5 protein-coding genes are annotated in these 20,593 nt (G+C 66.3%); all 5 read right to left on the bottom strand.

Translation table 11 applies throughout. The annotated features are described in order from the left end of the window. Positions 1 to 271 precede the first annotated feature (271 nt). The 5 genes from ACPXCG_RS14430 to ACPXCG_RS14410 all read right to left on the bottom strand — a co-directional run bounded on the left by ACPXCG_RS14430 (position 272) and on the right by ACPXCG_RS14410 (position 20,536). Positions 272 to 1,777, bottom strand: coding sequence for a sugar transferase (locus ACPXCG_RS14430; protein ID WP_425792842.1), 1,506 nt, complete (start codon positions 1,775 to 1,777; stop codon positions 272 to 274). A gap of 699 nt (positions 1,778 to 2,476) precedes the next feature. Beyond that, positions 2,477 to 4,006, bottom strand: coding sequence for an alpha/beta hydrolase-fold protein (locus ACPXCG_RS14425; RefSeq protein WP_425792635.1), 1,530 nt, complete (start codon positions 4,004 to 4,006; stop codon positions 2,477 to 2,479). Next, positions 4,003 to 5,760, bottom strand: a complete 1,758-nt coding sequence (locus ACPXCG_RS14420) for a DUF4012 domain-containing protein (protein WP_425792634.1) — start codon at positions 5,758 to 5,760, stop codon at positions 4,003 to 4,005. Before ACPXCG_RS14420 ends, ACPXCG_RS14425 begins: the two co-directional genes overlap by 4 nt. Continuing rightward, positions 5,757 to 6,341 (bottom strand): low molecular weight phosphotyrosine protein phosphatase, encoded by a 585-nt coding sequence (locus ACPXCG_RS14415; protein WP_425792633.1) that lies wholly within the window; start codon positions 6,339 to 6,341, stop codon positions 5,757 to 5,759. Before ACPXCG_RS14415 ends, ACPXCG_RS14420 begins: the two co-directional genes overlap by 4 nt. Beyond that, positions 6,338 to 20,536, bottom strand: coding sequence for an amino acid adenylation domain-containing protein (locus tag ACPXCG_RS14410; RefSeq protein ID WP_425792841.1), 14,199 nt, complete (start codon positions 20,534 to 20,536; stop codon positions 6,338 to 6,340). The genes ACPXCG_RS14415 and ACPXCG_RS14410 overlap by 4 nt, the downstream gene beginning before the upstream one ends. Positions 20,537 to 20,593: the final 57 nt, after the last annotated feature.

Raw genomic sequence — 20,593 nt, 5'->3', positions numbered from 1 at the left:
CGATACTCCCGTCGGTCGTGACTCTGTGTCGACTGCGCGACCCGCGACCTCGATCGATCGCGAGTCTGTTCCAGCATGCCAGAGGTCGGCCGCGGCGCGATCGGGGTTCGCGGCGAGCCCGGACCCGCGGGCAGTTGCGTCTACGACCATGCGTCTACGACCGCGGGAAGTCATCGAACTCACCGAGCTTCCGACGCGCGGACCGGGCAGGGTGGACCGGCGGGCGTTGCGGGCGCGGTACGTCTGACCACGCCGTCGCCGAGCGCCCTTCTCAGTACGCTCCATCTTTGGAAATCACGGCTTTGGATGTGCGCCAGAGGATCACAAGATCCTGCATGATGGACCAGTTCTCCACATAGGAGAGATCCAGCCGTACCGATTCCTCCCACGACAGGTCCGATCGTCCCGAGACCTGCCAGAGCCCCGTCATCCCCGGCTTGACGAGCATCCGCCGCGCCGCGCGACCGTCGTACTGTTCGACCTCTTCCGGAAGGGGAGGACGCGGGCCCACCAAACTCATGGTCCCACCGAGCACGTTGAACAGCTGCGGGAGCTCATCGATGCTGAACCGGCGAATGAACGCGCCGACGCGAGTGACCCGCGGGTCGTCGCGCATCTTGAAGAGGACACCGCCGGCGCCCTCGTTGAGGCCCCTGAGGTTGCTCTTCAATGCGTCGGCGTCGCGCACCATCGAGCGAAACTTCCACATCGGGAAGTGAAGGTTGCCGACCCCGACGCGGTGGGCACGATAGAACACCGGACCGCGTGAGTCGAGCTTGATCGCCGCCGCCACGGCCAGCAACACGGGCAGGATCATCAACACGATGAGCGCGGCGCCTACCCGGTCGACCAGCGCCTTCCGGAATCGGTTGGCGCCATCATATTGCGGCTTGTCGATATGCAGAAGAGGCAGCCCGGCCACCGGGCGGACCATCATGCGGGGCCCCGCGACGTCGGTGACGCCCGGGGCCACAACCATGTCGACGTCCAGACCCTCGAGGTCCCACGACAGATTCTGCATGGCTTCATGCCCCAGTGCCTCGGCCGACGTCACCGCGACCGTCGTGGCGTCGCAGACGGTCACTGCGTCGACCACGTCGTCGAACGTCCCGCACACCGGAATGAGACGATCTCCCACCCTGACCTGAGTGCGGTCGGCAGCGCGCTCCGGAACGCAGAGACCGACAACCCGGTAGCCGAGCACAGGTTGCGCCGAGAGACGCTCGATGAGGGGTACCGCAGATTTGAGCCCGCCGATCACGAGCACATTCTCGAGGTTGCGCTGCTGGAGGCGCTGACTCATGAGCCGATGGCGCCATAGCCATCGTGACACGAGCAGCGATATTGTTCCGACGGGGAAGGCGACCACCAGGAAGCCTCGGGCGAGGTCAAGCTTGAACAACAGGTCAACCATGGCGAGCAGGCCGAAGACCGAAAAGCACGCCGTCGTCACCCGGCTGTACTCCTGAGATCCCGACCCGATGATGCGACGGTCCGCAGTGTGGAAAATTCGTAGCCAGGCGATCCACGCGACGATCAATGACACCGACACCGCGCCCGCCGGCAATGAGCTGCCATTCGGGATGTGGCTACTACTCGGCCCGAACCGGATCCATTGCCCGGCCATCACGGCGCCGGCCACGATCAGAGCATCCGACCAGGCGAGACGAGTCACATAGCCGTCGACCCAGGACCGTGAACGCTCGCGCGCTCGGGAGACCAACAGCAAACGTGACACCACGCTCGGCGGTGCACGTTTGGGCGCCACCGCTTCCATAGCGGACTCACTGGTCACGCTGCCTCCCCTACTCGTCGAGGTCTGACGCGAACCGACACAAACGAAACCGATCCGCTGTGACAGCTGTGCCGTTCTGTCGATCGCAGAACCCGACCTCGACCAACAACGAGAAGACTAAGCCAAGGAACCGACACCAACAACCGCTTATCGACATAAACCACAACGTTTGTTACAGGTGAAATCTCGACGTGCGAAAATCATCAAATCCGATGTAGTCCGAACGGACGAGTAAGTGCCTGAACAGATTGCCAGAAAATCGTTAGCTAGACGAAATATCTTGTTGCACAACGGTACTGACTTTCCAACTGGACGAATCGAACTTCCGATACGCGGACTAATTTACCAAGGCGAAATATGCATATTAGTCGTAAGCATGGTTTTTCACCGATCGCGAGTGGGTTGAGATGACGCGTCGAATCACCGTGCGGATCATGCACAAACCAAACTGAACGAACGTCAGAAATCGTCACATTCGCCAGCGATCGCCGCCCGGCCTCGCCGTGAGGCCCGCGCCGCGCCCTCCGATCGTTCCGCGAACCACCAGCGGGCACGGATCGATGAAGTATCGCAAGACTGCAATTTACGGCACTGAAACCGGCTCGGCAAGCAATCTTGAAGACAAATCGCCTGCACATGCGGCTACGAGAGGCACTGCACCGGCATCCGGTCGGCGGATGACTAGGAGTCCGACGCCTCACTGCCGGCGACCGCACTGTCGGCAGGTCCTGCGGCCGGGGAATGTTGATGCGTCTCCCGATCGCTCCGGGACTCTACGGTCGGAGTCTGATCGCGCCTGCTTTTCGCCGCTCGACCCCCGCCCGAACCCTCCTCGTCGTTGGATCTGGTCGGCTCATCGCTTGGCGTCCGGCCGCTATCGGACTCCGTCCCGGTCGACTCGTCCGCAGTAGCCTCCCGCGGCTCATTCACGCGCTCCGGAGCCGTCGGCTCGCGTGGACCGCCACGAGCGCCCTCGACGGGTTCGTTGTCCGTCGGCTCGTGAGAATCAACCGACGTCGGCTGTACCGACACTCCGAGCGGCGAACCTTGAACCTCTACAGGCGCAGTCGGTACCGCCGACGGCATTGCCGGCACGGGCGCAGATACCACTGGGGAGACGGTCTCGTTCGACGGGATCGTCTCTTCGGTTGCGCTCGGAACCTCGTATTTTGTCAGCGCATCCTGCACCATGCCGGCCTCGGTGGACATGTTGGCGTCCCAGTGCACCCAGGTGTGCGCCCCGTTGGTGTAGTGGAATTCGACGGGCAGGTCGAGGGCGAGCGCGACACCGTTGAGTACCAGTGCGGATGCGAAAGACCCGAACTCCAGAACGCTGCCGGCGATCACTTCCGAGATCCCACCGAGCCCCCACAGCTCGTCGAACTCCGCGGACGAGGTGATGATTCCGGTGCCCGCCGAGATGATGATCGTCTGGCCCGACTCCTTGGCCGCGACGATCTGTCTCATCACATCGTTGGCCGCCCACAGATTGCCCGGTGCAAAAGGATTGCCCCACATGCCCGTCAAGCCGTTGGAGATTCCGTTCCTGCTCGACAGGATGTACGGAATCAGGAGATACCCGAACACGCTGTCGGTCTGGTAGTACCCGGAGATCGAGTGAGCGACCGAGAACACCTCCGGGTATTTCAGCGCGATGTTCACCGCCTGGCCACCGCCCATCGAGAGTCCGACGATCGCATTGCCGCTCTGATCGACGTCGAAGTTCTGGTCGAGGTAGGCGGGCAACTCTTCACCGATGAAGGTCTCCCATTGCGGGTCGTAGGTGCCGCCGCTGCGATTGTTCAGGGTGTTCCCGCCCGCATCGACGGGCACCGATTCCCAGTTCGACGACCACGCATTCGAACTTCCCTCGATGGTCACCAAGGTGTATTGAGTCCCGTACTGGGACAGAATCGAGCCACCCTCGTCGCCGCCACCGATGCCGCCCAGGAAGTACACCGCTTGCTCCTGCTGCCCCGGCAACTGGCTGGAGGGGCGGACCTTCACGATGAGGTCGGACTGCATCGCGTCCGACCAGACAGTGCAGGTCTGCACATTGTCGGCTTTGTCGGCGGCATTGGCGTACGAGCAGCCACTGCGCTGGGATGTGGGATTCACCGCCGCGGCCTGTCCGGCGCCCGCCAGCAACGCCGCGAACACCACGAGCAATGCCGCGACCGCACGCCTACCGGCGCCGGGATGTCGGGTCACGACTCACCGCATACGGGGACGTCGACGGACACCTTCGGATTGTCGACGAGCGGCTGGATCGGCACGTCGGGTTCTCCATCGGTGGTCGGCTCATCCAGGGTGAGCGTCACGGTGACGGTCTGACCCGGCGGGATGCGGACCATCGTCGCCACGTACGGACGACCGTTCAGGGTCTGCTCGACGTACATCGGGCTCTGGCCGTCGACCGTGATCTGTTTGATCAGAGCACCTTTGGTGGTCAGCATCTCGACATTCGTGAGGCTGGTGCCCTTCGGGACGTCCAACCGGGTGCCCATCGAGCCGATGACATAGTCGGGCAGCGAGAGGTCGTCAAGAGTGTTGGTGAGCTTGACGGTGACTGTGCTCTCGCGCACGGGGCCGGTGCAGCCGCCGGAACGATAATCGATGTCACGACGCAGGTAGTAGTCGACCTTGTTGCCGGACGCGTTACCCAGCGCCACCTGAAGGTAGGGCGACGCGGTGTCGGAGATCTGATGCGCGAGATTGGTGGTCTCGAGGATCCGCTGTTCTTGCGGGCGGGTGCTGTAGACCATGATCCGGCGTTCGTGCACCCCGTGACCGAGAGCCTCCAGGATGGCCCCGGCGTCGCCCTTCGACGTACCGAGTTGCCCCACAACGGCCTTCGCGATGGATTGTAGGTAGATCTTGCGTGCTTCGTTGTCGCCGGCGAATCGTTCGTACGATGTCGACAGCGTGATCGGTACGACGTTCTCGGCGGTGATCTTCTCGCCGCCGGGCAGGGTCACGGGGCCGGTCACCTTGAGCACGTAGCTCAACGCGACCGGGTCCAGTGCCATCGCCCCATCGAGCTGCTGTCCGGTTTGCTTCTTCCAGTTCGCGATCCAGATACGGGCGGCATCCGGGAAGTTCGGGCTGAGATTGGCGTTGCGATGGTCCGTATAAGGATGGAACGACGAATAGATCGCGTCATAGTCGGGCCCGAAGTCCACCAACGGTTTAGCCGGGTACCGAAGGACCGAGTTCACACCGAGGGTGGGCACCGTGAGTCGCCCGCTGGTGGCGTTGAGGACGGCAAATCCGCCGACGAGCCCACCGGTCCCGCGGGATTCCGACGGCGTCTGGAACGCCAGGAAGTAGTTGCGTGACCCGTTGCCGCCGAGCATCGACGGGACGAGCTGGGCGGCGACGTTGGTGCCGTCCAGGGTGGCGGTCGCTTGGTCTACTTGCTCTTGCAGTTGCTGCTGGGCATCTCCGACAACTCCCAGCCATGTCGGTTCGATTGCTGCGACTCGGTTCGCGATGGCGGTCGATTTTTCTGCGGCCGCTGCCAACTCGTGCTGCGCTGCACGGAGAGGTTCCGTGTTGATCGCATCGCCGGATCGGATCTCGGACGGGTTGAGAACCGAGGCCAGTTGTGCCGAGGGCACCAGCACGCCGGTCGAGAAGTCGGCGACCGCATCGCTCATCTGCTGCACCGAGTCCAACGGCGCCCCCAGCCAGGGGATTGCCGCAGCTGCCGACCAGACGACACCGTGGGACCGTTCGCCGGCCCTCCGCGCCGAGTCGGCAGCCGCTTCCGCCGCCTGCCGTGCACCGTTCTCGTCACCGTCGAGGGCCGACGACCGTGCCTGCGTGGCGTCCGTTCGCGCGGATTCGAGATCGCCCTTCACCTGCAGCGCGGAATAGACCAGCCAGGCCAGTAATGCCAGCAGCACCGCAACCAGCACGACGCCGATCTGGAAGGTTCGGGCCCCGAGGGCTCGACGGATCATTTTGTCTCCCTGATTTTCTCAGCTGACTGTGCGAGCCAGTCGACGACCACCGCGACCTTCGGCTCGATCTCGCCGAACACCCGCTCGAAGTCGTCCTTCGGCCGGCCCATCGGATCGAGGATGTCGAGGTGCGCGGAGTTGGTGTCCACCCGCGACCGGGACGCGACGATCTCGTCGAGCCCGGCACCGGCGCCGAGTTCGACCAGTTCGGCGAACTCGGTCACGGTGAATATCCGTTTCCACCGAACCGGCACCAGCTGCTGGGCGGCGGCGCGATGTTTCCGGGTCAGGCAGAGGACCACGTCGGCGTTCTGCAGCATGGGCGGACGCAGATAGCGCGACTCGAACTCCGATGCATCGTAGCCGTGTTCATCCAGGACCTCGGCGGCATACGGATGCATCGCATGGCCGTTCATCGCCCCGACCCCGGCACTGCTCGAGGAGACGGACATGCCGAACTGCTGGGCCATGCCCCGCAGAATCCGCTCACCGATGGGCGATCGGCAGATGTTGCCGGTACAGACGAACAAGATCGATCCGGGCACCGTCGCCGATGCTGCCTGATCTGCTGGTGCGCTCACAGCTCCTCCTCGAGTAGTCGCGCTATCTGAGTCATGACCTCGGGATCGCCGAGGCCGGCGTGTGTGGAATCGACGGTCACCAGCTCGACCTGCCCGCCGACCGCGCGCGCCCAGGCGTGCGGGTCGGGGTTGTCCGCGGCCGCGACGTAGAGGGTTCGGCCGGCGGGAACGGGCCGGAGTTCATACGCCCTGGCGGCCTGCACCAGGATCGCCGAGCGATCGTCGAAGCGGCGCAGCAACTCCGGATCGCGGTCTTTTACCGCGTCCCGCAACGGGTGTGCTGCCCGCAACTCGTCATCGGGTACCGCACTCATCTCGGCCGGAGTGCGCGGATCGAGAAGCACGAGGAGCGCGACGTTTTCACCGGCCTCGACGAGCTGGCGGGCGATCTCCTGCGCGATCACCCCACCGACAGACCAGCCGACAAGCCGGTAGGGGCCATCCGCCTGCGCTGCCCGCAGTGCGGTGACATGCAGCGCGGCCAGTTCCCGCAACGTCTGAGGCATCGCGCGAATGGGGTCGATCAGTTCCGGCAGTTGCAGCCCCATCACCGGCATCGGAGCCAACGCGGCGGCCAGCGGCCGGAACTGTTCGACGACGCCGGCCGCGGTGTGCACACACCACACCGGGGCGTGGTCGGTGGATGCATCGGCGGAGAGTCGGGCCACGCGGTCGTCGTAACCGGCATCGGGCGAGTCCAGATGTCCGGACAGGTCGATCGGCGTCGGGTGTGCGAACAGCTCCGGACCCGACAACTCGACCCCGGTGCGGCGCAACAGTTCATCGCGCAACCTAAGCAGCGCGAGCGAGTTGCCACCGGCGGCGAAGAAGTCGTCGTCCATACCGAGGTCGACGCCGAGCACCGTCTCGAATGCATCGAGGACCGCACGTTCGGTTGGTGTCGTCGGTGCCCGACGGCCGTGTGCCCATTCGGGTTGCGGCAACCGCTTCTCGTCGAGCTTGCCGGCGCCGGTGAGCGGGAGCTCGGGCACGTCGACGATCCGGCTGGGCACCATGTGTGCCGGCAGGACCGACCGGCACGTATCCGCCAACGCCGTCGTCGACGTATCGGGCGAGACCACATAGGCCACCAAGGCGGGTCCGAGGGGCCCGTCGCGCAGCACGGTCGCCGCCTGCCGTGCCCCACCTGCTGCCAGCACGGCGTCGATCTCGGCAGGCTCCACGCGCTGTCCGCGGACCTTCACCTGACGATCGGCACGCCCGGCGTAGACGAGTTCTCCCGCCTCGACGTCCCACCGGACCAGATCGCCGGTGCGATAGCGACGGCCCCCATCGGGTCCGGCCACAAAGCTCGCCGCGGTGAGTGCGGCATCGCCCAGATAGCCACGGGCCACGCCTGTTCCGGCAACGTAGAGTTCGCCGATCACGCCGGGCGGCACTGGTCGCAGTTGTCGGTCGAGTACGAGGACCCCGATGCCGGGACGGGGTTGGCCGACCCGGACCGGCGCGCCGAGCCGGTATGGGCTCGTCGACACGGTCACCGTGGTCTCCGTGGGGCCGTAGATGTTGATGACGCGCGCATGATTCGCCCACTCGTCGGCCAGGTCGGCGGTGAGCTTCTCACCGCCGATGTAGACCAGCCGCAGAGAGGTGATGTCGGAAGCGTTCAGGGTGCGCATCACCGACGGCGTGGCGGTGAACACGGTTACCTGCTGATCGCGGAGGAAGCCGGTGAGGTCGCGACCACCGGACACGTCAGCGGGCACCACGATCAGGGCGGCCCCAGCGGCCAACGGCAGCAACATGTCATGGAACGTGGCGTCGAATCCCGGGCTGATGGCCATGCCGACCCGATCGGAGGCGATGACGTCACCCAGTGAGGCGACCCGATGCACCCCGCGATGAGGCACGCCGACGATGTTCGGCGTACCGGTGGTTCCAGACGTGGTGATGATGTAGGCCAGGTCATCCGGTGACATCCGGGTGATCGGCTCCGGCGCGACGAACCCGGTTGGCCGATCGGGGATGTCGGCCGGAGCGATCACTGTGGCCCCGGTTGTCGCCACGACCTGCTCGAGCCGGGCAGCCGGATACGTGACGTCGACTGGCACGCATACACCGCCGATCCGGGTCACCGCCCACAGTGCGACGACAGACTCGATCGATCGGGGGATCACCACGGCGATCACGTCTCCGGCACCCAGGCCACGAGCCCTCAGGGCACGAGCCGACACCGATACCCAGTCGTCGAACTCGCGATAGGTGAGACTGCATCGCCCGTCGTCGATCGCCGTGCGGTCGGGGTGTTGGGCGACTGCGGTGTTCAGCAGATCTGCGAGGAGTGGGGCGGGGGCGGGGTCTCGATACGCGGCTCCTTCGTCGCCGCTACTCGACCGACGGGAGGACTCGGCTCCTTCGTCGCCCACCGCCGGTCGAGTAGCCTCCGAGCGCAGCAAGTCGGCCCCCACCGCCGGTCGAGTAGCCTCCGAGCGCAGCGAGGCGGCGTATCGAGACCACCCATCCACAAACCCCCGCTCCCCCTCACTGAGCAGATCGACATTCACCAACGCCCGCTCCGGATCTCCGACCACCGCCCCGATGCCCGCGACCACCCGTTCGCCAAGCGCACGGATCGCTCTCTCGTCGAACAGATCCCGCGCATAGGTGAGCTGAATCCGCCAGCGGCCATCGTCCTCGACCGCCATGACGTGCACATCGAACTCGCTACGCTCCTCCAGCAATTCGGAGCCCGGCGACGACCAGCCCGGCGCCGACCCCTCCCCCGCCATCGAGAACGCCACCTGAACCAGTGGGTGGCGCCCGGGTGCGCGGGGTGGATCGACAAGCGCGACCACGTCGTCGAAGGAGATCAGGGCGTGGTCGATCGCTGCCAGGTCGGTGTCCCGCACGTCCTCGATCAACTGCCCGACGCTCATTCCGGTGGCGATCCGCGTCCGCAGCACCACCGTGGAGGTGAGCATCCCGACGGTGCGGGCGATGTCGGTGTCACGGCGAAGTGATACCGGCGTGGCGACGGCGATGTCGTCGGTGCCACCCTGGATGCCGAGGGCCAACGCCACACCGGCATGCAGCACGTGGAAAGCGCTGGCATGTGCGCGGTGTGCGGTGGCACCGATCATGCCGGACACGGATTCGTCGAGCACAAAACCGGCCGTGGCCGTGCGCAGGTCACGGTCCGCCGGCCTCTGCGCCACCAGATCGAGTTGCCCGCCGTAGCCCTCGAGCGCCTCGGACCAGAACGCCAGTTGTTCATCGCGAGCGTGCTCTTCGCCAGCCGCCATCTGCCGGGCGACGACGTCGAAACCGATCGTCGGTGCGTCCAACGAATAACCGGAGAGTAGGGCTGCCAGATCGTCCGCCACGATGGCGGCCGACTCGCCGTCGAGCACGATGTGATGAGCGAGGACCACCACCGCAGCCGGCTGCGCATCCGATTCGATGAGCCACGCCCGGACGGGAGGTGCCGCCTCGAGGTCGAAGGGCGCAGCAAACACGCCGGGCTCACCTGCGACGCCGTCTACTGTCTCCCTGCGGATCTCGGGCCGCCAGTCGGCGAGCACACGTTGGCGTGGACCATCTGGTGTCGACAGGAAGAGGGTTCGCAGGGCCGCGTGCCGGGCGACGAGCGCGTTGATCGCCGCGGCGGCGTGCTCTGCGTCTGTCCCCCTCGGCACGGGCACCACGGCCGGTACCGCATAGATGGGCACCTCACCCAGCAGCTGCGCATTCACCCACATACGTCGCTGGGTCGGCGCCAGCGGCAGATCCCCCTCCCCGCCGACAGCAACCGAATTCCAGCCGACAGCAACCCCCATCTCGCCGATCGGGCCCGCCTCCTCGCCGACCGGGCGCTGTATCTCGCCGACCGTGCGCATCTCGGCGATCGCTCGCGCCAGATCTGCCGGTGTCGGGTTCTCGAAGAGCAACCGGGTCGGCACACGCATGCCGAGTTCTCGTCCCAACGCCGACGTCACCCGGGTCGCCGACAACGACGTTCCGCCGAGCGTGAAGAAGTCGTCTCGGTCGGTCACCACTGATTCCGGTACCCCGAGTACCTCCGCCATGATCGCCGTCACGCGCTCGATCGAAGACAGGTCGTGTGGCACGTCGATCACGGCCGAGGGCACCCCGTCCCCGCGAACACCATCCTCGACAACGGGCACGTCGAGCACCGGGAACGGCGCCTCGACGTCACGCGCCGCGGCCGTGAGCAACGTGATGAAGTCATCGAGGAGGCGACCGGCAATCTCGCCGGGGATGTACCCCGAGTGCACAACCGTCACCACCAATGCGCCATCGTCTTCCGCCAGAACCAGCTCGACGTCGAACTTCGCGTCGACGGTCGAGAGGTCATCCACCACCGAAGCACCCCAGGGCCGGCCGTTGCTGTCGGCCCAGGTGAGGGTGTCCCCGGAAATCGTCGGCAGCACATCCTCATTGACAAGCAGTACCGAGATCAGCGGGTCGAAGTCGCCGTGGGCATTCGGCCGGACGGCCCGGGCCACCGCGTCGTACGGCACCTCGGAGTAGTCGGCAGCCCTGAGCGCGACGTCACGCGCATGCTCGACCACACGGCGCACCGGCGCGTCGACTGCGGTCGTGGTCCGCAGCGCGACGGTGTTGACGAACATGCCGACCACCGACTCCCATTCGGGTGCGGTGCGGCCGTGGACAGGAACCCCGACGACGACGTCCCAGCTACCGGTCCACTGTCCCAACACGGCAACCAGGGCCGCATGTGCGACGTGAAAGACCGTCGACGACAGTCTCTCCGCAGCCACGCCGAGCTGGGCAGCGACCTCACGATCCACACGCGCCGACATCCGTCCAGGCGCCTGAGCGGTGTCACGACGCCCCGGGATCCGGATGGGCTCATCGGCGCCGGCCAGGGTCGACAGCCAGTGCCCGAGTTGGTGGCTGTATCGGCTCGCCGGCTCGTCCGGGCCGCCGAGTCGGGCCGTCTCCCATTGCGTGAAGTCCGCATAGGTGAGTGCGTCCGACGATCCGCGCAGGGACTCGCCGCGGAACGCACGCAGAAGGTCCTGTAGCAGAATCCGCATCGACCAGCCGTCGATGGCGATGTGATGCAGCGCTGCAGCAAAATAGCGTTCCCTCGCGGCGCCCTCACCGGCGACATCGAAGACGACGGCACGGAACCCTGGCTCGTGCTCCAGATCGAACGGGGTGGAAAGGAACTCGTCGATCGCGGACCTGACCACTCCGGCGTCTACGACCTGATGCCGCAGCACCGGGCCTTCCCCCCCGAGGATGCGCTGCACCGGACCGGCCGGGCCGTCGGGGTACGTTGTGCGCAGCACGGCATGGGCGTCGACGACGGTGTCGACGGCATGCTGCAACATGGTGAGGTCGACGTCTCCGTCGATGCGGATCACCACCGGAACGTGGTAGGCCGTCGACTCCGGATCGTAGCGATGGTGAATCCACATGCGGCGCTGCGGATGAGCCAGCGGTAGGTGATCTGGCACAGGCAGTCGCACGGGGACGGGGCCGGCTGCAGCACCCTGTGCATCGAGTCGGCGGAGTTCGTCGAGCGCGCCCGCGACGCCCCGCGCGGTCCGGGACTCGAACAGCACTCGCACCGGGACCTCGACCCCGACGGCCGCCGACAGTCGGGCAGTGACGCGCGTCGCCGACAATGACGTGCCGCCGGACGCGAAGAAGTCGGTCTCCGCGTGTAGCTGATCGACCGGCACCTCGAGCACCTCCGCCCACACCGCCGCGACCAAACTCTCGGTGGCGCCCGACAGGTCGGACACCTCGGCAATGGGTACGACGGCGATCTCCGGGTCGGGCAGCGCTGTGAGATCGACCTTGCCGTTCCGCCCGATCGGCAGCGACTCGACCGGGACAATCACCGCAGGAATAATGCTGCGCGGCAGCACACGTGACAGCTCGGTGCGCAACTCCTCCGCGCGAATGTCCATTCCGGACTCGGCGATTACCCAGGAGACGAGCGCCTTCTCACCGGCTGCGGTGGTCCGGACCGCGGTCACCGCGGTCGCGACCTGCGGCAGCCTCGACAACGCGACGTCGATCTCCGACGGTTCGAGTCGGATACCACGGATCTTCACCTGGTCGTCGGTGCGGCCGTGGATGAGCAGGGTGCCGTCGGTGCGACGGTGGGCGAGGTCGCCTGTCCGATACATGCGCTCCCCGGATCCGGCGGGATCGGCGACGAACGACGCAGCGGTGCCGGCCGGATCGTCCAGATAGCCTCGGGCCAGGCAGCTTCCGGCGAGGTAGAGCTCACCCACGGTGTCGCTGGGTACGGGCCGAAGATCCGCGTCGAGCACGTGGGCGGCTACGCCGGCCAGAGGGGTCCCGATCGGGACGGAGTCGAGAGCGTCGGTCAGACGTGCGCTGCTGACCGCGACCGTCGTCTCGGTGGGCCCGTACTCGTTGCTCATCGTCACCGTGTCGGTCCAGTCGCGGACCAGTCCGGCGCCGAGCGGTTCACCGCCGACCGCCACATGCCGAACGCCGGTCAGCTCATCGGGGCGCAGGGTCGCGAGGACCGACGGGGTGGTCAGCAAAACGCTCACCGTGTGCTCACGCACCGCATCCCGGAGGTCGTCGGTGGCGATCACCTCGGGCGGGCAGATGACAATGGTCGCGCCGGCGATCCGGGCGGGGACGATGCCCATCAGATGTGCATCGAATCCTACGGCGTACGTGTGGAGTACGCGATCCGCATCGGTGAGACGCAACCTCGCGACGGTGTCACGAGCCCAGCCGGCCAGGCCACGATGGGTGACCATCACACCCTTCGGCGTGCCGGTGGTACCGGAGGTGAAGGTGAGGTAGGCGGCGTCATCGAGACGCAGCGGGCGGACCCGCTCGGCCACGTCGAAGGACGACGCCGGTGCGGTCTCGATCTGATCGATGGCGAACTGATCGATGGCAAGCACCGGGATCGACGGATCGACGTCGGGTATCTCGTGACCGGCGAGGGTGATCACGGCCCACGGCCGGGAGCGGCCGATGATGGTCCGCCGCCGCTCCATTGGGTTGGCGGGATCGATGTTGACAAACGCAGCCCCGGCACGGGCAACGGCGAGCGTCGAGATGATGCCCCACGAGGATCGTGGGAGATGCTGCGCAACAATATCTCCGGGGCCGATCCCGAGGGCGATGAGCGTGCGGGCCAATGCGGTGGACTGGCGGTCGAGATCGGCGTTCGTCAGCGTCGGATTGTGCACAGCGATCGCGTCGGGCTGCTCGGCAATTCCGGCGGCCAGTAGGTCGGCAAGCGTTTCCGCGGGCGGTGCCGGTGTCGGTGTCGGACGGTCGCCGGTGAGCAGGGCTGCTGTTGGGCGGTCGGCGTCGGTGACCGCCCGCCCCAGCGTCTCGACAACGAGTCGGCACAGCGCGTCGAGCCTGTCCTTGGTGGCAACCTGCTCGGTGCAGGTCATCGTGAGTTGGAGGCGGCCGTCGACGCGGGACAACGAGACGTCGATGCCGAAAAGGGGAACGCCGCCCTCCATCCTCCGGTCGAGTAGCCGACCAGCGTCACTCCCCACCCGCCGATCGAGTAGACCACTCCCTACCCGCCGGTCGAGTAGCCGACCAGCGTCACTCCCTACCCGCCGGTCGAGTAGCCGACGAGCGGAGCGAGGAGGCGTATCGAGACCATTCCCCACCTCCAGCTCGAGGCCCCCCGGCACCATCCCGAACGACACCTCGAACAACGGCGCCCCCGCTCCAGCGCGCCCCGGATCAGCGATCTCGGCGATCTCGGTGAGCGGCAGATCGGAATGCTCGAATGCCCCGAGATCGATATCCGTGATCTGCGAGAGCAATTCGCCGAACGGAAGGTTCAGATCGATCGGTGTGTGCAGCGGGACCGCGCGTGCGAACAGACCCGGCACTGAAGCCAACCGGGCGTCGAGCCTCCCTGACACCGCGGTGCCGATCGTGACGACCGGCGTATCCGCCTGCCGCGCAAGCACTGCAGCCAGTGCGGTGTGTACGACGATGAACGCCGAGGTGCGCCGCTCCACGGCCAGCGACTCAAGAGCCGCGGTTACGGAGTCGGCGAGCTCCCCGTGCGCCAGGTGCACGGTGACATCGGCCGGATTCGTGTCGACGGCAGCGCGCAGATTGATCTCGGGCAGCCGCAGCGCCTGCACCGGCTCATCGAATGTTGTCGACCAGTGTGCAACCAGCTCATCCCGACGAACGGCGATCATCTCGTCACGCCACATCGAGTACTGCCGGTAGTCGACACGGTCGGTGGTGAGCGATGACGAGCCGGCGAGTTCCGCAATCAGTTCGTCACGCAGGATCGGCAACGATTCGCCGTCCACCGCGACATGGTGCGCGACAACGAGAATCCACGTCTCACCCTCGGATTCGACGATGCGCAGCCGCCACGGCAGCGATTCACCCAGATCGATCGGCGTGCGCAGCAACGCAAGGACCGTGTCGACTGCCGATTTGACGTCGATCTCGGTCTCCAGCTGGTCGGCGAGGTACGTCTCGAGTTCGGCGTCGCTCCAACGACGTTGGTACGGAGTTGCGTCGTGGACCGAAAGGCTGGTGCGCAACGCATCGTGGCGCTTGACGATTGCCGCAAGGGCGCGCCGTACCTCGTCGGCGGTGGCTGGTACCGGCACCGCAAGCGGAATGAGGTAGCCGGTGAACTCGGGTTCGGTTCGCCACCGCAGCCACACGTCCGTCTGCTCGGGGGTCAGCGGCAGGTGCTCTGGTTCGTGACGGAATTCGCCGATCGACGGCACCTGCACGCTCGGCGACTCGTGATCGATGACCCGCGCAAGGCCCTCGATGGTGGGGTGATCGAAGATGTCCGCGACGCCGACGGTGTGGCCCTCGACGGCCAGGGCAGCGGCGAACCGCGCCGCCGAGAGAGACGTGCCACCAGCCGCGAAGAAGTTAGTCTCCGTGGTGAGTTCCGTCGACTCCCCCATGCCGATCACGTCACGCATCACGGCCGCCACCGATGTCTCCAACGCAGTGAGCTCCCGCGACGGTGACGACGAATCCTTCAGGAGCGCGAGCAGTTTGACCCGGTCGAGCTTGCCGGTCGGGGTCGTCGGCCAGCCCTCGACCATGGTCACCCGCGCCGGGACAGCGTAGGCGGGGAGCCGGGCCGCGCAGGCGTCGCGCAGTGCCGCTTCGGTGAGGGCGTTCAGGTCGGCTCGATCCGCCAGCCAGTCCTCGGTGACAAAGGCGACCAACCGCTCGTCGCCTGGCTGAGAGACAGTCGTGCTACCCGGCGCGACGATGACCCGCACGTCCCCGACGCCGGGGACTGCACGCAGGGCTGTCGCGACCTCACCGAGTTCGATGCGATGACCGCGGATCTGCACTTGGTCGTCGTCGCGTCCCAGGTAGGTCAGGCGTCCTGGCGAGACCTCCCGGACCCGATCCCCGGTGCGGTACATCCGTGTCCCCGCCCCACCCGGGTCGGCCACGAAACGCGCAGCGGTCAGGGCGGGCGCGTTGAGATACACGAGCGAGACCTGTTCGCCGGCAACGTAGAGATCGCCCACGGCTCCGGTCGGTACCGGCCGCAGCTGAGAGTCCAGCACGGCCCACGCGACCCCGTCGAGAGGTGCACCGATGATGCTGCGTTCGTCGTCGACGTCGACCTCGCACGCCGTCAGGTGCACCGTCGTCTCGGTGATCCCGTACATATTGATCAGCCGGATGCCCCCGCGCTCCCCGAAGTCCTCCCGCTCCCTGAGGTGCGAGGAGCGCAAGCGACGAGCCACGAAGGGCCCCAACGCCACCGGCATCAGCGCCTCGCCACCGAACACCACAGCCCGCACCGACGTGAGCGCATCCTGCCCGACGACCATCGGATCGGTCAGTACCCCGAACGCGGTGGGTGTCTGCGAGAGGATGGTCACGCCGTGCAGGTCGAGGGTTGCCGCAAATCGTCGTGGATCGCGCACGGTGGTGCGATCCACCCCGACCACGCTCCCGCCGGTCGCCAAGGCACCGAAGATCTCCCACACCGAGAAGTCGAAGGTGTAGGAGTGCGCCCAACTCCACACATCGTTCTCGTCGGCTCCGACCACCTCGAGCGCAGCACCGAGCATGGCGGAGACATTGCTGCGGGTGACAAGGACCGCTTTGGGCACACCCGTCGATCCGGAGGTGTGGATGATGTAGGCGCCGCCCGGAACCGGATCGGCAATCCCGAGGCCCACACCCGTGGTGACCTCGAGTCGATCCCCAATCACTGCAGCCGGCTGGGTGGCCTTCAGCAGCAGGTCAATTCGTGCCTGCGGATAGTCCGGGTCGATCGGCACATAGATGGCGTCGGCCATCAGCGTCGCGACCATTGCGACCGCGGTGTCGGCACCGCCCCGCATCATGAGCGCGACCCGATCCCCTGGACGCACCCCTAGCCGAGTCAAGCGACCAGCGAGATCTCGGGCTCGTGCGGCCAGCTGCCGATAGGTGATTCGATCGTCCGCGACGATCAGGGCCGTCGCGTGCGGCTGGGCATCCGCATGACGCAGCAATGCCTCGACGGGGTCGATCGAAGGCGTGGTGCGTGGCGCGCGCAGCGGCCACGACGCTGCCGGGGCGCAAGATCGCAGCGGCACGCCGCTCGTGGCCTGTGCGAGACCGGCAACCATCGCGATGAAGCGATCCAGAATGTGTTCGGCAGCAGCCACGTCGACGTGTTGTTCGGCGACGGTGAGCGTCACAGCAAGTCCGGAAGGCCCGTCGACGATGCTGAACTCCAGCGCAGTCCGAGCTTGAAAGGTCGGCAGGGTGACACCGTCGTCGATCACACCGGAAGCGGTGAGGTCGGGCTGATCGGCGTGGTAGGCGATGATGACGTCCGACAGGCCGGTGGGCGCTGCGGCGGAATGCTGGAGAGCCTTGTTCACGGACGATCCGATCCGCGAGAGTGCCTCGGCGACAGTCAGTCCGCGTAGTCCCTTGGTCCGCACCGGCACCGTCTGCACATACATGCCGACCTGATGCAGTTCGTCGCTGGTCTCGCGGCCGGCGACCGGCATCGAGAACACGAGGTCGTCGGCGGCGGTGAAATCACTCAGCGTGGCAGAGAGCGCGACGCAGAGCAGGGAGTTGAGGGTGGTGTCGGCGGTGCGGGCGCAGGCGGCGGCCGCGTCACGGATGGGGGTATCGACAGTTCGGTGCAGATAGACGGCCGGGCCGCGCGTCAGGCCGGCGGTGCGCGACGCCGCCGGAGCGGGCAGCGCAATCTGCGCCGGCGCCTGCCGCATTGCGCGTATCCAATAGAACTGTCCGGCCGAGGCTTCCGACTGGTCACGTGCTGCGAGGGTCGCGCTGAATCCGATGGCCTCGGTTTCCCAGGTCGGTTGCTGCCCCGCGATCCGCGCCTGCACCGCATGAGAGAAGTCCTGGAGCACAATGGGGAGCGACCATTCGTCGATGGCGATGTGGTGGGCCACCAGCACCACGTCGAGGGTGTCTCCGGACTCGTCGATCACGGCGCGCCAGGGCGCGGCAACGGTGAGGTCGAACGGGGTGGACACAGCTCGTTCGATTCCCGCCGCATCCAAGGTGGCGTTGGTGATCGGCGCGGTAGCCCGGGCCTCACCGACGCTGCGCACGGTGGCCAGAGGTTCGCCGCCATCGTCGGGGTAGACGGTGCGTAGCGCCTCATGGCGAGCGGCCACGTCGATCAGAGCGGAACGCGCAGCGTCTGCGGTGACGCCTGCGACCAACGACAGATACACCGGCAAGTGGTAGACGAGGTCGGTCTGAGTCCCCGCTCGAGTGCGAGTGCCCGTCCCGCCCCCTGGAGTCTCCGTCCCGCCCCGTGGAGTGTCCGTCCCGAGCCCAGGTGTCTCCGCCCCGACCCCTGGAGCGTCTGTCCCGAGCGCCGGAGTCCCCGCCCCGCCCCCTGAGGAGCGAGCTTGCGAGCGTCTCGAAGGGGCATGCGTCGCACGGTTGAGCAGCCAGATCTCCTGCTGAGCGCGGGTCGGCCGGTTCGTCGCGTTCGCTGCACTGCTCATTGAGCTTGTCGACATGCGCGGTGACGCCTTCTCGATGACCGCAGCAAGCTCACGCAGTGTGGTGACGTCGTTGAGCTCCCGCACCCCGACAACCACCTTGAGTGATGCGCCGAGCTGCGCGGCCAACTGCATGAATGCCATGGAGTTGGCGCCTAGCTGGACCAGTTCGTCGTCCATCGACGGACGTACGGCGCCCACCACGGCGGTCACCGCATCCGCGACCGCCTGCTCGATGGGTGTCTCGGGTGCGCGGTAGCGAGCAGCCGGCTTCGGCGCAGCGACGAGAGCCGCCGCGACCGCGGCTCGATCGATCCCACCCGCCATGTTGGTCGGCAGGCGATCGAGGACTCCGACATGCTGCGGCCAGATGACCTGCGGCACGACCGAGTTGACTCGGCGACGAACGGCCGCCCGGATCCGGTCCCGATCAGCACTTCCATCGGCAATAACTCCGACCCCAAGCCCCGTCGCTGTCATAACAGCCGAGGCATCGGCGACCCCATCGACCTCCAACGCGGCCCGCTCGAGTTCGGCCAGGTCGACCCGAGTTCCGTCAACCGTCACCTGATCGTCGCGCCGATGGTCGACGACGACCGCACCCAACTCGGCGTCGAAATGCCCCAGATCTCCGGTGGTCTCGCCGTCGACGTAGATCTCCCCGGTCATCCACGGCGGCAGTCGGTGCCCCCGCTGATCGAGAACAACAACCTCACCGCCGGTCGAGTAGTCAGACCCACTCCCCCCGCCCGTCGAGCACTCGACGCCATTCCCGCTCCCGCTCCCCCCTCCGCCGGTCGAGTAGTCCGAGCCGCTAGGCGAGGACGTATCGAGACCTCCGAGACCCCCCACACCAACAAGCCCCAAGTCCCCAACAACCCGCTCCGGCTCCTCCAACAACGCCCGCGAGAACGTCTCCAGCATCCCGAGAAACTGCCGATGATGCTCCTCGACCTCAGCCTGGCCGTACCGGTTCGGATTAGCCTCGAAGCCGACCATCAACGAGTCCACTCCGTCCCGACGCGGCAACGGATAGATGTTGATGATCAGGTCATCCGCAGGCCCGACGGTCAGAATGTGGAACGTCGCTGTTGCATCACCACAGGGAAACTCGCGCTCGAAGAGCATCAGGTTGAGCATCGGACCGCTGCGTTCCTGCGCTGTCGTGCGTGGGGTACGACCGCTCGTCTCGTCAGCGGCGACGTCCGCCCAGATCTCCTCACCTCGATAACGCTGGTGGCGCAACGCCCCCATGAGCGCAGACTGTGTGGTCCGGAGAGCTGTCGCCAAAGGCGCTTCAGGGGTGACATGCGTGCGCAACGGCACAGTGTTGGCGACTGGAAGCGGGGTCGCACGCAGTGCAGCGGTGGTGCGCGCGGCGACGGGGAATTGGAAGATCACCTCGTCACCGTCGGCGGCTCGGCTCAGGTAGGCACCAAAGGACGCAACGAGCAGTGTGGGCAGCAACGTCGAAAACTCATCCGCGGCACGGCGTAGGAGCTCCATCGTGCCGTCCGGGATGGGCGTCGCCACGCTCCGACCAATCGCCGCCGGCATCCCAGGCCGGTGAGCCAGGGTCTTGGCAATCCCTAGCCCCGCCATCGCCTCCTGCCAGAAGAAACGATCGGTATGGAATCGCTCCGACGCCCGATACTCCGCATCGGCTCGGGCCGGTAAGTCGAGGTCAACCGGCTTCAGCGTTGGCGGTGGAAGACCTTTGACGCTGGCATCGTAGGCTGCCAGCGCCTCGACCATCCGGTCTTTACCGCCCATCCCGTCCGAGAGGAGATGGTGGCCACGGTTGTACACGATGAACTTCTCGTCAGCGAACTGGAAGAGACAGCCGCGTGCAGTGCGGTCGAAGCGGGGATCCAGGGGTTGCGAATAGTCCTCACGCATCAACGCCATCGCACGTTCGCGCGGGTGGACCTCGTGCCGGAGATCGATGACCTCCGGCCAGTAGTGCAGGGAGGGATCGTAGAACCCGACCAACCCCTCCTCCCCGTCTTCGAACCGCAACTGAGTGAACTTTGCTTGTCGGACGGATTCGCGGGTGTGGCGGACGAACTCGTCGATCTCTACGGGACCGTCGATCTCCACGTACTGCGCGACGTTGACCGGCACACCAGGGATCACCTGCTGAGCAACCCAAAGTCGGTGTTGGGCCGCACTCAACCGAACACCGAACACATGATCCGAAATAGCCTTCACCGCAAGCCCCGACTCATTGCTCACGACACTGAACCACCGGAGAATTCAAAAATAGCC

This window comes from Gordonia sp. DT218 (genome assembly GCF_049847105.1).
Classification (GTDB): Bacteria; Actinomycetota; Actinomycetes; order Mycobacteriales; family Mycobacteriaceae; genus Gordonia.
Note: the sequence above shows the minus strand (reverse complement) of the source record. Positions and strands in the feature narration are given on the sequence as shown.